The sequence below is a fragment of the Gemmata algarum genome (assembly GCF_034097035.1).
Lineage (GTDB): Bacteria > Planctomycetota > Planctomycetia > Gemmatales > Gemmataceae > Gemmata > Gemmata algarum.
The window spans coordinates 62,335-77,836 of sequence record NZ_JAXBLV010000001.1; the positions used below are offsets into that span (position 1 = coordinate 62,335).

Consider the following 15,502-nt stretch of genomic DNA (forward strand, 5'->3'; position numbering starts at 1 on the left):
CGGATCGCGGCGACGGATTGCTCCCGTCCGAACGCGGGCTCACTCCAGGCGCCACCGCGCGACGCCCTGGAACAGCGTCGTCTGGTTCAAGGCCCGCGGGCTGATCGGCGTGTCGGAATCGTCGGTGTAAATTTTCACGCTGTTGTGGACCACCATGTGCCGGTCGAGCTGCCACAGCGGGACGAACGGGACGCACTCGTTGAACAGCTTCTGCACCTCCACGGTCTTCTCGGCGAGCGGACCGAACGCGCGGTACGCGCGGAGCTCGTTCAGCAGTTGCCCGAGCCGGGAGTCGCTGTCGTCGGCGCCGGTCCCCTTGGCCTGGAACCCGGTCCAGTTGCGCCCGCCGCGCTCCGCCGCCAGCGGGTCGAGCATCCCGCCCAGGGCGAACGGGTACCAGTCGTCCGGGTAGTCGAACGGGACGTACGCGAGGTCGTAGCGGTGCTCGTCCTCCACCCGCACCAGCAGCTCGCGTAGCGAGAGCGGTTCGAGCGCGATCGTCAGCTTGCGCCCCGGCGCGTCCTTGAAAAGCCCTTCGACCTGCTCCTTGATCTTCTGACACGCCAGCGCCGCCTGCGGGTCGCCGTCCGGGTACAGGAGCGTGAGTTCGGCCTTCGCGCCCATGTCGAAAAGGTAGTTGCGGATGCGGGTCAGCGCGAGGTCACGGTTCACGAGCGGCACGGTCTGCCCGGTGGGACCTTTGGTGGTGGCCCAGCTCTGGGGGGGGAAAGGGCCGGTTTGCGCGCGGTGGAACTCGGGCCGCCCGGCGCGGAACACCTCGGTGAGGATTCGCTCGCGATCGATGGCCGTCATCAGCCCCTGGCGCAGAATCTTGCTCTGGAGCGCCGGGCGGCGGTGGTTCAGCGCCAGGATGTGGACGCGGCGGCCGTTCACCGCCGTGTAGTCCTGCGCGCGCCCGGAGAGCTGCGCGCGGTACTTCTCCAGGTCCGCGGTGGGCACGTCCGTGAGCACGTGCAGGCGGCCCTGCTGGAACGCCTCAACGAGGTTGGGGATCTTGGCCACCTCGATGAGCCGGACTTCTTTAATGAACGGCTGGTTCGCGCGGTCGCGCCAGCGCCCGTAAAGCGGGTTATCGACGAACACCAGTTCGCGCGGCGCGGTGCCGTCGCCCCGGGCGCCGGGCTGAAGTTTGAACGGCCCGGTGCCGAGCGGGGCCTCGGCGAACCCGGCGTCGTCCACGGCCATCCCCTTCCCCTCCATCCACCGACCGGGGAGCAGCTTGAACGTGAGCAGCGACCGCGGGTCCGGGTGCCCCTGCTTGAACGCCACCCGCGCCGCAACGTTGTCCTTCGGGGTCGGCAGCCCGTCGAACCAGGGGAGCGCGTAAGAGTTCCACGTTTCGGGCCGCTTGCCCATCAGCTTAAGGGTGCTGACGAGGTCATGGGACTCGAACCCGTAGCGCCCGGTGGCCGAGGCGTCGAAGCCCCGGAGCAGGAACTCACGGCCGCCAGGAACCACGTGCGGCGACAGCACGGCGGCGCCGGGCTGGTACCGCGTCGCGCCGTTGTCGTCCGGCACCTCCGCCAGCACCCCCTCGAACACCAGTTCGACGACCTGCTTTTCGCTGTCCAGCCGCGCCGTCGCAGGCGACATCTGTTCCGGGAACTGCCGCACCCCGACCGAGAGCGTCTGGTAGCCGGTCTTCAGTTCCCGTTGCATCTCCCGCACGCCGGGGACCGTGGGGTCCAGCGCGGCCGCGCGGGTGAGCGCGTCCCGCGCGGCGGTGAGGTCGTTGGCGGCCTTCTTGTCGCGCGCCCGGGCGAACGCGGCCTGGGCACGCTGGGTCAGTTCGCTGCGGATCGCCTTGACGGCGGCGCCGCCGGCGCCCGGGTAACTGGCCTCGAACTCGTCGAGCAGCTCCTTCGCCTTGACGTGGTCGAAGTGCGCCTCGGACGCGAGCAGCCGTTTCGTCTCCGACACCCGGGCGACGGCCACCTCGGCGGCCACGGCAGTGTCGCCCGGGTACGCGGCCATCACCAGCGTGCCAAGTTCGCGGACCCGGTCCCAATTATTGCCCGCAACGGCGTTCTTAAGCAGCAGCAGCCGCACCTCACGGAGCCGCTCGAACAGGGGTTTGCGGAAGTCGTCCCAGCCGCGACCGCGGCGGATGTTGCGGGTGCGGGCGTAGTCGTGGAACCGAAGGGTCGCGGCCAGGAGCCGTTCCGCGGCGTCCAGTTGCTCGGTCGCCGTCCAGCCATCCGGACCATTGGCCGTACCGAGTGGCTTGGCGGCGAGTACTTGGTTCGCCTCCGCAACCACGATCTCTTCGAAATACTCGACCTTGCGCACGTCCGTCGAGTTGATGCCCTGTGGGTCGGTCGGGCGCCCCTCGCGATCGTACTCCTGCACCCCGAACGTGAGCGGTAACCGCTCCCCGCGGGCCAGCGGGATGGGCCGGATCTGCATCGTGGCCGATTTGGTGGTCAGCCGGTCGAACGGGATGCGATTGCGCTGGAACAGCGCCTTGATGGCCGGGTGCTTGGCTCCGTCCGCCCCGGCGACCAGTTCGTCGAGCCGCACATCGGGCGGGGTGGTCGGGGCGGCGGGTTCGTCCTTCGCTTTTGCGACCGGGTCGTCTTCCACCACGACGCGCTTTTTCAGCCCGCCCTTGGGGTCCTCGACCTCGACAGGGGGTTGTGCGACCCCGACCGCGAACGCGGCGAACAGCCCCGCGAGCGCCGCAAGCGCGCGGTGCCACGAACGACCAACCCGCGCGGACACGGACATGAGTTCACCTTCCTGGCTACGGAACCGGATACGTGAGGTACAAGTTGATAATACCACGCCGCGTCCGGCTGACGGAACCGGGCGGTCGGGAATGCGCGCGGATCGCGTGCGGGCGCCTCCCCCGCTTGACCTGCGGGAGCGGCGCGCGTTCAATACCTTCGAGACTGTCACCGGCGGCACCGCCCGCCCACGGGGACCGACCCATGCAAAAGCTCCTGCTCGCCCTCGCCTTCCTCGCCCTCGTCGCCGGCCTCGGTGTCGCGGGGGAAGTCACACTCGTCAAATTCGACAAAGACAAAAAAGAAGTGACCGTCAAGGAGGGAGACGCGACCAAAACGTATCAGATCTCCGAGAAGACCAAGTTCACGACCAACGACGAAGACGGCAAACCAAAGGAAATTAAGTACGAAGTGGTTCTGAAAGGGCTGACCAGCGTCAAAGCCGCGGGCCGGATGAAGTTCGAGATCGTCGGCACCAAGGACGGCGCGATTACCGAAGCGAAAATGCCGGGCCGCAGGAGGTAATGGGGGCCGCACGCGCCGCATTACCGCTTGGGCGTTCCCTTCCGCTCGCGTAAGATGCCGTAATACGGCACGCGAGGGGACGAGATGGCGAAGGACAAGAAAGAGAAGACGGAGAAATCGCAGATCGTCGCCTTCAAGGTCGACGACGACCTCGCCAAGTTCCTCGACAATCTGCCGAACAAAAGCGAGTTCATCCGCCGCGCGATCCTGGCCCAGTTCAACATGACGTGCCCGCTCTGCACCGGGTCGGGCGTCGTGCCGGCGGGGCTCCACAACCACTTCGAGCACGTGATCGAGCACAACTCGGCGCGGCCGTGCGAGAAGTGCAAAACGTCGGTCGCCTTCCCGCTGTCACCCAACGGCGTGGTGCCTGCTGACAAGGCGCGGATCGAGCAGTTCCTCAACGGCGGCCCGCTGTATTGCACAAAATGCTACCCGGCGGTGCCCCCGTGCGACGACTGCGGCTGGCACGTGATGATGGAAAAGGTCGCCGAGCACTTCAAAAAGGTGCATTCACACTGACCCAAATGCGGAGCGCGGAGTGAAGACCAAAGGCAGTGGTCTCATCCTGTGCCTTTAGTCTTCACTCCGCGTTCCAAATTCCGCGCTCCGCATTTCTTAGAACTGGTCCAGCCAGAAGTGGTTCCCGCGGTGGTACTTCATCGGGGTCCACAGCTCGTAGCGCCAGCCCGGCTCCTTGAACGCCGGGTACGCCTGATACGCCGGCGGGCGGACGTACGGGTGCCCCTTCGGCTCGGGCCACTGCGGGCTGTTCTGCGGCCAGTAGCTGTGCGGGAAGTAGTAGTACGGGTAGTAGAACATCCGCGGGAGCTGCGGCTCCGGCCCTTGCGGGAAGTCGAGCCGCGGCTGCGGGGTCGGCATGGTGTAGAACGCCGGCGGGGGCGGCTGCTGGGCCGCAGCCGTTTGCGCGGCGCCGGCGAACAGCGCGACGGCCAGCGCCGCGACGCCCAACCGTGTGTGCGGTGTGCGCATGAGTCGATCCTCCGTGAACTCGTCGTGCGACAGTCGGTGCGCGGTCCACGCTCCGAACGTCCTGTCTGCTGGAGCTTACCCCACCGCCGCGGCGGGCGCCGCCGCGGCTCGGACGGAACGGCCCAAAATCCTACAATATGTTGCGGATCTGATGCGTTGGCACGCCTCGGGCGCTCGCACCGCGCGTGCCACACCCACGCCAACGAGCGCGCCCCGGACGGGCAGAATTTCTCAAGTCATGAACGAAACGAACGACGTGTACGACAACCCGCTGATCGGCCGGTACGCCTCCAGCGAGATGGCCGAGCGGTGGGGACCGCTGCGGAAGTTCCGCACGTGGCGGCGGCTGTGGCTCGCGCTGGCGGAAGCCGAAGCCGAGTTGGGGCTGCTCGGCGACGACGGGCAGCCGCGCATCACGCCCGCCAAACTCGACGAGCTTCGCGCGCACCTTGACGACATCGATCTGAAGCGTGCCGCGGCCCACGAGAAGCGCCTGCGCCACGATGTGATGGCACAGGTCCACGCGCTGAAAGACGTGGCCCCGGGTTGCGGGGATATCGTCCACCTCGGCGCCACGTCCTGCTACGTCACCGACAACGCCGATCTCATTCTGATGCGTGAGGGGCTGAACCAGTTGTGCGAATCCCTCGCCTGCGCGATCGACGCGCTCGCGACCTTCGCGACCACCTGGAAAGACGAGCCGACGCTCGGGTTCACGCACTTCCAGCCCGCTCAGCTCACCACCGTGGGCAAGCGTGCGACGCTGTGGCTGTTCGACTTCGTACTGGATCTTCAGGAACTCGAGCGCCGCCGCGACGAGTTGCCGTTCCGCGGCGCGAAGGGCACCACCGGCACCCAGGCCAGCTTCCTCGCGCTCTTCAACGGCGACCACGAGAAGGTCCGCCGGCTGGACGCACTTGTCGCGAAAAAGATGGGTTTCGACCGGGTCTTCCCGGTCACGGGGCAGACCTACTCGCGCAAAATCGACACGCAAATCCTCGACGCGCTGAACGGGTTGGCTCAGAGCGCCCACAAGTGGGGCACCGATCTGCGACTGCTGGCGCACCGCCAGGAAGTGGACGAACCGTTCGAGGCCGAGCAGATCGGCTCGAGCGCGATGGCGTACAAGCGGAACCCGATGCGGGCCGAGCGGATGTGCAGCCTCGCGCGGTTCATTTCGGGCCTGCCCGCGATGGCCGCCGACACCGCCTCAACGCAGTGGTTCGAGCGGACGCTGGACGACAGTGCGTGCCGCCGGCTGTACATCCCGCAAGCGTTCCTTGCCACCGACGCGGTGCTCCGAATCGCTTTGAACGTACTCACCCAGAAGAGCGAAGCCGGGCGCGGGCTGGTCGTGAACAAGCCGATCGTCGCCAAGAACGTGCGCGAGTACCTGCCATACATGGCGACCGAAAACCTGATGATGGCGGCGGTCCAGGCCGGCGAAGACCGCCAGGTGGTTCACGAGATCGTGCGCCAACACAGTCACGCGGTCACAGCTCGTGTGAAATCGGGCGAGGGCTCGCCCGCGGAGCTATTCGCGCTGTTGAAGGCTGATAAGAGCGAAGCGTTCAAGAAAGTGGACTTCGGCGCGGTAACCGATCCGAAGCTGTTCGTCGGCCGCTCACCCGAACAGGTCGAAGAGTTCGTTGGCGAACACGTGGCGCCGATCCGCGCGCGTTACGCAAGCGTCTTGGGGAAAACGGCCGAACTGCACGTTTAATCGCGGGGGACTTAAACGTCAGCAAGAATGACGTATACCCCGATGCCAACGAGCATGAGCTGTGCGGGCACCGCAATGAATCCGCTAATGGGTCCAAGTGCGGTCGCCCAAACAGTTGCCATGACAACGACTTGTTTCGATCGAGCGGAGTGAGATGTGGTGGACACGAACCGCCCCGCAAGCCAGCCGACGATGAGCGGAAGAATCAACCCGTAGGGAATCGACCGAAGAATCACCGCCGCAACGGCCAACGTAACGGCGATCAGCGCGACGACCCAAAGCGGAATCCGCACGCCTGTCCTCCGACTCGCTCCAAGTTGGTTGCAATTGCTGATCGCTCGTATCGCCTGATTACAAGCGACACGAGCAGCAAGGCAGGAGGAATGCGCGGCATCACAGCCGCTGGCTGTACTTCTTGCCTCGGCGGCCGAACGGCGGCTTCTTCGGATCGTTCCCGCCGCCGGATTGCGGCGGCGCGTCATCAGAACCCCAGCCGTCGTCGTCGGTCGCGGGCTTCTCTTCCTTCGCGGCCTCCCAACCCGAAAACACCACCTTCACCTCGGCTGCCGGCCGGCTGGCACGCGGCGCCGCCGACTCGAACCCTTCGACCCGGTCCTCTTCGATGAGCCGGTTAATCATCATCTCGATGTTGGTGAGGTGCTCGCCCTGCTCCGGCAGCACGAATGAGATGGCGATGCCGTCCTTCCCGATGCGCCCGGTGCGGCCGATCCGGTGGACGTAGTTCTCGATGTCCATCGGCAGGTCGTAGTTGATGACGTGGGACAGCCCGCTCACGTCGATCCCGCGGCTCATCACGTCCGTCGCGATCAGGTACTTGATGTCGGCCGTGCGGAACGCGGCCATGATCTTCTCGCGCTGCGACTGCGGCAGGTCGCCGTGGATCACCGCGGCCTTCGGCACCGCCCGCTTCAGGTCGCGGTACAGGTTGTCCGCCCAGCGCTTGCGCTCCACGAAGATCAGGCACTGGCGCGGCTTCTCGCGCTCGATGACCCGCTTCAGCAGCTCGAACTTCCGGTCCTGGTCCACCGTGAAGTAGCTCTGGCGGATCTTGTCCACCGTCGGCTTCTCGGGCATCATGTGCAGGTGAACCGGGTCGCGCATGTAGCGGTTCACGAGCCGCTTGATCGAGTCCGGGACCGTCGCGGACATGAGGAGCGTTTGCCGCTCCGTCGGGCACCGCTTCAGAATCCGCTCGATGTCGTCACGGAACCCGATGTCGAGCATCCGGTCGGCTTCGTCGAGTACGGCGTAGCGGACCTGCGACAGCGACATCGACCCGCGCTGGAGGTGGTCGAGCATCCGGCCCGGGGTGCCCACGACCAGATCGCAGCCGCGGGCGAGCCCGTCGAGCTGTCGCTGCATCCCGGTGCCACCGTAGACCGGCACGCAGCGAAACCGCTTGCTGGGCGCCAGCTTTTCGGCCTCGTTGGCGATCTGGAGCGCGAGTTCCCGCGTCGGTGTCATCACGACCCCGATCGGCCCCTTGAGGGTGTGCGGGCGCCAGCGGTTGAGGAACGGGATGAGGAACGCGGCGGTCTTGCCGGTGCCCGTCTGGGCCTGCCCGATCACGTCTTTCCCGCGGAGGGCGGGTGGGATCACGTTTTCCTGAATCGGCGTCGGGTTCTTGTAACCCGCGGCGGTGATCGCGTCCATGAGCGGGCGCATCAGCTTCAGGTCGGCGAACACCATCGCCGGGTCCACTTCCGGCGGCGGCGCGGCTTCGTGGTCGGGATCGTCCGCGGGATCGCCGACCTCTTCGTCCTCACCCTCTTCGGCGTCCAACCTTGGCTCGGTCGCGAGTTCGTCGGGGTTGAGTTCGTCAACCGGTTCGTCGGCACCGAAGTCTTCGGCCGGAACTGGGGTGGGAGGGGTGTCGGAATCGGGAACGGTCCAATCGTCCCCGTCAGTAGGGGGAATCAACACAAGCTCCATCAGTAAGCGACAAAATGTGCGGCGCACGGCGCCGTGAGGCAACGCTCTCTTACTGACATGGTAAGGGACACGGCGCGCTGTTGTCTAGTTAACTTGCACAAAGGCGCGGAATGCGGGTGTCCGGGCACCGGCCGTGCGACACCGCTTCAGGAGCGAATTGCGAAGTACAGCGCGACTGGGACAGGAAATCAATCACAATAGAACTTACAATTTCGCACAAAATTACATTTCATTATCGTGGCGTTCGCCTTGTTGCTATTTTACCTTGCTCCACAACCCTACTGAAGTTACGCTCGAGTCCGACACCTCTCCTCACCCATCAAATGCCCGATCGCGTCACATGCAACTGCACCAGAGTAGCAGAGCGACCAAAAATAACGAGCAATTACCGATAACATAGAAAGCACGCAAATCAAAATATTAAATTATAATTACAAATGACACACCATCACCCGCTTGCTCCAACCTGATATCGATATTTGAGTTACGGTGGCTGGCTGTGTCGGGCATTCAACGAGCGATCTCGGCTCGGCCACGATTGAGCATCCGGGAAAGACCGGTTCAGCGACGCTAAACCGGTCTTTCCCGGCAACCATTCAAGTAGGATGTGCTATGCCTCGAAAAAGCGGTTTTACGCTCCTCGAGTTACTCGTCGCCATAGCGATCATCGCCGTTCTGATCGCCCTGCTGCTGCCTGCCGTTCAGCGGGTCCGTGATACTGCCGTGAAAATGCGGAGCACGAACAACCTGCGGCAGATGCAGATGGCCTTGCACAACTTTGCCTCAACCAACAGCGATCGCGTCCCGGCTCTCAACGGCGACCCGAGCGGGCCGAACCCGAACAAGAACGTGCATGGCGCAATCCTTCCGTTCGTTGAGGAGGGCGCCCTGTACCAAAAGGTATACCATTCCCAGCCAGGCCAGACCGACCTGTTCGTCCGCATCTTCCTCAGCCCCGGCGACCCGAGCTTCGACCCGACCTTCGCAAGAAGCGGCCCGACCAGCTACGCGGCTAATGCGTGGGCGTTCCGCATGGGTTACACGCTCACGGCGTCTTACCCGGACGGCACTTCCAACACCATCGCCTTCGGCGAGCACTACTCCTACTGCGGCCGCACGACCGGCAACGAGTCTCATTTCATCTGGTGGCAGCATTCGGCTGGGAACCAATTCCGTCGCCCATCGTTTGCGGATCACGGGCCGCTATTCATGACCAGCCCACCGGGGTACGACGTGACCGAGGGGGATGTGTACCCGATCACGCGCGGAAACCCGCCGGTGTCCGGACCCGCATTCCTGCCCATCGGGCCAGTGCGCAACGACACCCCACCGGGCACCGTGCTGCCCCCCATCACCACACCGTTCCAGACCCGGCCTGCACTCGAAGATTGCCACGGCATGATTCCACAAACACCGCACCGCAGTGGGATGCTGACGGCACTCATGGACGGAAGCGTCCGTACACTGGCCCCCGGCATCGCACCCGCCACCTTCTGGGGAGCCGTTACACCCAGCGCCGGAGAAATCCTCGCCGACTGGTAACAGCGCGCACTGAAAAAACGAAACGCGTGCCCGTCCGACCGCGCCGGTTAGCGGTCGGACGGGCACGCGCGATCAGCACTGAAAGTAGCGCCTTACTCGATCCCGCCAATGTCAATCTTAATGCCCTCGTTCCCCTTGGCCTTGTCTTCACCCATCTTCTTCAGTGGGGCATGGTCATGTCCTGACGCACCGCTGTCGGGGAGGAACTTCAGACCACCGGCATCGGGCGACGCGCCGCGCCCGGTGTGCGGTCCGGATTGAACCCCGTCCGCAAGGAACCACCCGGTACCCAACAGGAGCGCCACGGACGCCGCAAGCGTGAACCGCGCGCGGGCGGTGCTGTCACGCGCCGGTACACCTTGTACCTTTCCGGGCGCCGCGGCGGCACGAGCCACCTCGGACGGAACGACCGGAACCGAAGCAACGGGCGCCTTCGGCCACGGGGTCGGGAGTTGAGCCTTGAAGAAGTCGGACAGCAGCGCGTCGAGTGCGTCCACCGACTCGGGAGAGTTCGTGTTCATGCTTGGGTTTCGCCCGTGGGTTCACCTGGGGCGAAGTCTCCGTGGGTCGTGAGTCGTTCCGCGAGCCGCTGTCGCGCACGGCTCAGGCGCATGTGGACCGCTGTGACGGCGATGTTGAGCCGCTCGGCGATCGTGTTCGCGTCGTAGTCGAGGGCGTAGCGCAGGGTGAGAATCTCACGGTCCGCGGGGGCCAGTTCGTCCAGCACGGCCCGCAGTTGTGCGAACTGCTCCTGGCGTTCCATCTCGTCGGCCGGCAGCGGTTGCGAGGACCGCACACCATTCAGTAGCTCGGGCGGCTGCGTCCCGTTCCGCCGGAACGCACTTTTCGCGTAATCTTCCGCGAGGTTTCGCGCGACACGCAGCAGCCACGCCCGGGGGTTTTGGATGTCCTCGGCCCCGGCCTCCCAGTGCTTCCACAACCGCAAGAAGGCCTCTTGCGTGATGTCCAGGGCGAGGTCCGAGTCCATCCACCGCGCGTACGCCAGCGCCCACACTTCCCGGCTGTGCTGCTGGTGAAGCGCCTCAAACTCCGCCCGCCGGTCGGAGCCGCGCGGGTCCGGGGGATTCGCTTCGCCTTGCGGCATCATCAGGTTCGGCACCAGGAAGCACCGTCGCCTCCGGCAAAGAGACGACCCGGCGCGGGCATTCTAACTTCCTATCTGCCAAGTTCCAGGCGACCTCACTGCGCCGTCAGAACCAAGTTGTCGCGGTGAACGAGTTCCGGGTACGGAACGGTTCCCAGGACGGCCGCGATTCGCTCGGTCTGGAGCCCGCGGATGCGTTCCACCGCGACCGACGGGTAGTTGGTCAGGCCGCGCGCCATTTCGGCGCCGGCCGCGTCGCAAATCGATACCACGTCGCCCTTTCGGAAATCCCCCTCCACCGCGGTGACGCCGACCGGCAGCAAGCTCCGCCCCTCCAGAACGGCCTGTCGGGCTCCGGCGTCGAGGTGAAACACCCCCTTCGGCCGCACCGTCAGCCCGAACCACCGCTTCCGCGATGAGACCCCTTCCCCGTGGGGGAGAAACAGCGTCCCGACCGGTTCGCCCGCGAACACGCGGTCCAGAATGCCGTCGAGCGCCCCGTTCGCCATGATGACCGCTTCCCCGGCAACCGTAACGAGCCGGGCCGCTTTGAGCTTGCTCGTCATCCCCCCGGTGCCCAGCGCGCTTTTCGTCGCGGCGGCGAGGCCGGTCACCGACGCATCAATGTTCGGAACGGTTGCCACTAGTTTCGCACCCGGGTTGCTCCGCGGGTCGTCGGAGTAGAGGCCGTCCACGTTCGTGAGCAGAACCAGCAGCGGCGCGAGCAGCAGGTTCGTGACCATCGCGGCGAGGTGGTCGTTGTCGCCGAACTTGATTTCGGCCACCGACACGGTGTCGTTTTCGTTAATGATCGGCAGCGCGCCGTACTCGAACAGCGTCCCAATGGTGTTGCGGGCGTTCAGGTAGCGGGCGCGGTTCTCGAAGTCGCTGGCGGTCAGGAGAATTTGGGCGGTGTGGACCCCGTACCGCGACAGGCTCTCTTGGTAGAGCTGCATCAGCGCGGACTGCCCCACCGCGGCACACGCCTGAAGGTGGGCCAAGTCGGCCGGGCGCCTCCCGAGGCCGAGCTTCCCGACCCCGGCGCCGATCGCCCCGGAGGTCACCAGAACAACCTTTCGGCCGCCTGCGCGGATCCGGTGGAGCTGGTCCGCGAGAGAATCGATGCGGTGCCGGTCCAGACGCCCGGTCGGATCGGCGAGAACGTTTGTGCCGACCTTGATGACGACCGTTCCGGCCCCCGCAACGACACCCTGGCGCACCGGATCGATCATGACTCTTCCCCGCGTACCGAAAAGGACTGCGGTTGTGGTAACTCCGATCGCGGCCCCGGACAAGTGACGCGCGCGGCCGGTTTTCTGCGCCTTGATGGGGGCCGCGAAATGGTTTCGGTGCTGTAACAGGGCGGAACTTTTCTTTGACTCCACCCGGCAGGGGTGGCTAAGATCTTTTCACGTGTGGCCATTCGCTTCTCTCCTCGAATGTCGACCGTGACGCTTCCGCCGAATGCGTGACAAGGGAGATTACGCAATGACCGCGTGGGCCTCAATCCGCCGGTTGCTTGCCGCCGGCACGCTCGCGTTTGCGGCATTTGCGATCCCGCTCCCGGCCTCCGGTGCGCCCGAGCCGACACCCGTCCGATCGTCGAAGCCCACCCCGACGCAGCTCCGCGATCTGGCCGAAAAGGCCGAAAAAGCCGGTGATTGGGAAGCGGCGTTCAACAACTACTGCCTGCTCTTCGTCGCCGACCGCTCGGCCATCGAAGTACGGGAAAAGCTCAACACCGCGCTCCGGCACACGCAGCAGCTCCGCCGGCACCGCGACCCGGCGTTTCAGCAGTTTGTCACCGGGATGCCGCTTGACGGCGGGCTGGACCTGCTCGCCGAGGTGTTCCAAAAGCTCCCCGGGGTGTACGCCGACCGCGATAAGGCGACCGCCCAGAACCTGTGGGCGCACGCGATTCAAGAACTCGACCGGGCGTTCGGCAGTCCGGCGTTCAAGCAGGCGTTCATCGACAACCCGCGGTCCGACAAGGTCGAACAGTTCCGCGCGCAGCTCCGCGAGCACTGGACCCGCCGGCCGATCGCGGACCACAAGGAGGCCCGCTCCGGGATGCGACGTTTGATCGCGGTCGCCCAGGACCACTTCACGCTCAAAGCGCCCGCGGCCCTGGCCATCGAGGCCGCTAGCGGGGCGTGCAGCGGGCTCGACGAGTACACGGTGTTCCTCACCCCCTCGACGGGAACGGAAGCGAACGCGGTGCCCGACTTGGCCGCGGCCGGGCTGTACCTCGGGGCGATCCAGGACGCCGTGGTGATCGAAGGGGTGACCCCGAACTCGTGGTTCGCGCTGACGTACCCGCACGTGCGGCGCGGCGACCGGGTGGTGCGGGTGAACAACCGCACGATCGATCCGGTGACGTTACCCGCCGTCGCAGGGGCGCTGCGGGCGCCGATCGAGGGGGCTCACCACCTCGATCTCCGCGGCGCGGACGACGACGCCAAGATTCAGGTCCGAATTCCGGTTACGATCCCATCGGTGTACGGCACCCGAATGCTGCCCGACAAGCCGGTCGGGTACACGCGGATCGGGCACTTCCAGGCGTCCACCCCACGGGACCTCGATGAGGCGCTCAGCGCCCTCAAGACCGCTGGCGCGCGGGCGGCCGTGATCGACCTGCGAGGCAACCACGGCGGGTCGTTCCTCCCGGCGGTCGAAACCGCCCGGCGGCTGCTCCCGGCTGGCCTCATCGTGACGACGCAGGGTCAGGTGGGCGAGGTCGCGAACCGGGCGTTCTCCTCCGCGACCGGCATGGCCGCACACGACGTTCCGATCGTGCTGCTCATCGACGCCGAAACGGCCTCGGCCGCGGAGGTACTCGCGGCGGCACTCAAGGACAACAACCGTGCGACGCTCGTCGGGGTGCCGAGCTTCGGAAAGGGCAGCGTACAGTATCCGCTGCGGCTGGTGACGCTTGACGATGTCGAGCCGGGATCGGGTAAGTCTGGAAAAGCGCCCAAAGGGGGCACGGTGCGCGTTACCATCGCCCGACTGATCGCGCCCACCAGCGGCCCGATTACGGGCACGGGGGTCGGGCCGCACCTCCTGGAAGCGGACCCGGTTCTCCAGCTCGAACTCGCCGCCGAGAAGGCCGAAGAGCTGGGACACATGCCACCGGGCATGCCACTGCCGAGTCCGGGGGCGCCGATGAGCCCGTGACCGCCGGCGCCGTATCATGGCCTTTATGACCGCTCCGCAAATGTCCCCGGCGGAACTCGAGTCCGCCACCACACTCGTACACCTGGCGCTCGCCGAGGACCTCGGCCCCACGGGCGACCGCACCAGTCTGGCGACCGTCCCCGAATCCACCTGTGCGACGGCGGCGTTTGTCGCGCGGGGTCCGGGCATTGTCGCCGGACTCCCCGTTGCGGCGTTGGTGTGCCGCGATGTCAGCCCCGGGTTACAATTCACACCACTCGTTCCCGACGGTACGGTCACCGCACGCGGCACACGGGTCGCAACCGTGTCGGGGCCGCTGCGAGCGGTGCTCGCGGCCGAGCGGACCGCCCTCAACTTCCTCCAGCGTCTGAGCGGGGTCGCCAGTCTCACGCGCAAATACCTCGACGCCGTGGCCGGGCATCGGGCGCAGGTGCTCGACACCCGTAAAACCACCCCGGGCTGGCGGCTGCTCGAAAAGTACGCCGTTCGTACCGGCGGCGGAACGAACCACCGCATCGGTCTGTATGACGGCATTCTCATCAAGGACAACCACCTCGCGGGCCTCGGCGGCGACGTGCGAGCGGCGGTCGTGGCCGCCCGGGAGTACCCCGGAAACGCCGGCCTCCCGGTTGAGGTCGAGGTGGACACATTGGAGCAGTTGGAACACGCCCTCGCGGTGAAAGCCGACATCGTGCTGCTCGACAACATGACCCTCGATCAGCTCCGGGCGGCGGTCGCACGCCGCGACGTGTCCAATCCCGCGACGCTGCTCGAGGCCTCCGGCGGGGTGAACCTTGAGACCGTTCGCGACATTGCCGGCACGGGCGTCGATCGGATCAGCGTCGGCGCGCTGACGCACTCCGCCCCGGCGCTCGACATCGGGCTGGATTACCTGTCGTGAGCGCCCCCCTTCCCCGCGAAACGAGGAGCTTCGATACCGCCCACATCGGGCGCCGGGTGCTCGTTTACGATGCGGTCGAAAGCACCAACACGCTCGGCGCGGCGCTCGGCGCTTCGGACCCGGACGCGAGCGGACTGGTCCTGATCGCCGACCACCAGTTCGCGGGCCGCGGCCAGTACGGGCGCACCTGGGTCAGCCGGCCCGGCAGCTCGCTGCTCATGTCGGTGGTGTTACGCCCCCCGCCCGCGATCCGCCGCCCGGTCGTTCTAACCACCTGGGTCGCGGTCGCGGTCGCGGACGCAGTTTTCGCCCTGACCGGAGCGCAGGCCCGAATTAAGTGGCCGAACGACTTACTCATCGACGGGAAAAAAATCTGCGGCATCCTGATCGAGCAGACCAGCAGCGGGGACGGCACAATCGCCGTCGCCGGGCTCGGACTGAACCTCACCCAGACGGCGGACGAGTTCGCGCAGGCCAACCTTCTGACTGCGACCTCGCTGCACGCCGTGTCGGGAGGGTCATACGATTCACGCAGCGCGGCCGAAGTGGTCGTTGGCGCACTGGACCGGGAGTACGCCCGCCTCCTGGCGGGCAATCGGACCGGTGTGGAAGCCGGGTGGAAGCGGCGAATCGGGCTGCTTGATCGTGCGGTGCGGGTTGAACTCGTCGGAGGAGCGTTGACCACCGGGCGCCTCCTCGACATGAGTTTCGACGGACTGGAACTCGAAGACGCCGCCGGGTTCGTGCGGGTGGTCCCCCCGGAGTCGGTGTCTCACCTCTGGCCGGTTTGACGCCAGGAATAAAGGCCCGGACCCGGTATCCCGTGGAGCCCGTGC

The 15,502-nt window shown here is 66.0% G+C and carries 14 protein-coding genes; 7 read left to right on the plus strand and 7 right to left on the minus strand.

The window, feature by feature from the left end; translation table 11 throughout:
• Nucleotides 1-39: 39 nt before the first annotated feature.
• On the minus strand, nt 40-2,748 hold the full coding sequence (locus R5W23_RS00255) for an ABC transporter substrate-binding protein (RefSeq protein ID WP_320684586.1): 2,709 nt from the start codon (nt 2,746-2,748) through the stop codon (nt 40-42).
• 203 nt (nt 2,749-2,951) lie between these two features.
• On the opposite strand from R5W23_RS00255, the gene R5W23_RS00260 reads away from it, so the two are divergent.
• Both R5W23_RS00260 and R5W23_RS00265 read left to right on the plus strand, forming a co-directional pair.
• On the plus strand, nt 2,952-3,272 hold the full coding sequence (locus tag R5W23_RS00260; protein WP_320684587.1) for a hypothetical protein: 321 nt from the start codon (nt 2,952-2,954) through the stop codon (nt 3,270-3,272).
• 84 nt (nt 3,273-3,356) lie between these two features.
• Nucleotides 3,357-3,794 (plus strand): ribbon-helix-helix domain-containing protein, encoded by a 438-nt coding sequence (locus R5W23_RS00265; protein WP_261186083.1) that lies wholly within the window; start codon nt 3,357-3,359, stop codon nt 3,792-3,794.
• 96 nt (nt 3,795-3,890) lie between these two features.
• Here R5W23_RS00265 and R5W23_RS00270 read toward each other — a convergent pair whose 3' ends face one another.
• Nucleotides 3,891-4,265, minus strand: a complete 375-nt coding sequence (locus R5W23_RS00270; RefSeq protein ID WP_320684588.1) for a hypothetical protein — start codon at nt 4,263-4,265, stop codon at nt 3,891-3,893.
• Nucleotides 4,266-4,503: 238 nt separating this feature from the next.
• Here R5W23_RS00270 and purB point away from each other — a divergent pair, with 238 nt between their 5' ends.
• Nucleotides 4,504-5,988, plus strand: coding sequence for an adenylosuccinate lyase (gene purB, locus R5W23_RS00275; RefSeq protein WP_320684589.1), 1,485 nt, complete (start codon nt 4,504-4,506; stop codon nt 5,986-5,988).
• Between the two features lie 11 nt (nt 5,989-5,999).
• Here the strand turns inward: purB and R5W23_RS00280 are convergent, their stop codons facing one another.
• Nucleotides 6,000-6,281: a hypothetical protein gene (locus R5W23_RS00280; protein ID WP_320684590.1), complete on the minus strand. Its 282-nt coding sequence runs from the start codon at nt 6,279-6,281 to the stop codon at nt 6,000-6,002.
• 100 nt (nt 6,282-6,381) lie between these two features.
• Nucleotides 6,382-7,932 (minus strand): DEAD/DEAH box helicase, encoded by a 1,551-nt coding sequence (locus R5W23_RS00285; RefSeq protein ID WP_320684591.1) that lies wholly within the window; start codon nt 7,930-7,932, stop codon nt 6,382-6,384.
• Between the two features lie 621 nt (nt 7,933-8,553).
• On the opposite strand from R5W23_RS00285, the gene R5W23_RS00290 reads away from it, so the two are divergent.
• Entirely contained in the window at nt 8,554-9,483 is a 930-nt protein-coding gene (locus R5W23_RS00290; protein WP_320684592.1) for a DUF1559 family PulG-like putative transporter, read from the plus strand.
• A 92-nt stretch (nt 9,484-9,575) separates the two neighbouring features.
• On the opposite strand, the gene R5W23_RS00295 is transcribed toward R5W23_RS00290, so the two are convergent.
• The 3 genes from R5W23_RS00295 to proB all read right to left on the minus strand — a co-directional run bounded on the left by R5W23_RS00295 (nt 9,576) and on the right by proB (nt 11,820).
• On the minus strand, nt 9,576-10,004 hold the full coding sequence (locus tag R5W23_RS00295) for a hypothetical protein (protein WP_320684593.1): 429 nt from the start codon (nt 10,002-10,004) through the stop codon (nt 9,576-9,578).
• Nucleotides 10,001-10,603, minus strand: a complete 603-nt coding sequence (locus R5W23_RS00300; RefSeq protein ID WP_320684594.1) for an RNA polymerase sigma factor — start codon at nt 10,601-10,603, stop codon at nt 10,001-10,003. Before R5W23_RS00300 ends, R5W23_RS00295 begins: the two co-directional genes overlap by 4 nt.
• 80 nt (nt 10,604-10,683) lie before the next feature.
• A complete protein-coding gene (gene proB, locus R5W23_RS00305) occupies nt 10,684-11,820 on the minus strand; it encodes a glutamate 5-kinase (protein WP_320684595.1) in 1,137 nt (378 codons plus the stop codon).
• A gap of 256 nt (nt 11,821-12,076) precedes the next feature.
• On the opposite strand from proB, the gene R5W23_RS00310 reads away from it, so the two are divergent.
• Genes R5W23_RS00310 through R5W23_RS00320 form a run of 3 tightly spaced genes read left to right on the plus strand, consistent with a single transcriptional unit; the run spans nt 12,077 to nt 15,457 of the window.
• The gene (locus R5W23_RS00310) at nt 12,077-13,765 is read left to right on the plus strand and encodes a S41 family peptidase (protein ID WP_320684596.1); all 1,689 of its coding nucleotides are present in this window, start codon (nt 12,077-12,079) and stop codon (nt 13,763-13,765) included.
• Between the two features lie 25 nt (nt 13,766-13,790).
• On the plus strand, nt 13,791-14,666 hold the full coding sequence (gene nadC, locus R5W23_RS00315) for a carboxylating nicotinate-nucleotide diphosphorylase (protein ID WP_407936095.1): 876 nt from the start codon (nt 13,791-13,793) through the stop codon (nt 14,664-14,666).
• On the plus strand, nt 14,663-15,457 hold the full coding sequence (locus tag R5W23_RS00320) for a biotin--[acetyl-CoA-carboxylase] ligase (RefSeq protein WP_320684598.1): 795 nt from the start codon (nt 14,663-14,665) through the stop codon (nt 15,455-15,457). The genes nadC and R5W23_RS00320 overlap by 4 nt, the downstream gene beginning before the upstream one ends.
• Nucleotides 15,458-15,502: the final 45 nt, after the last annotated feature.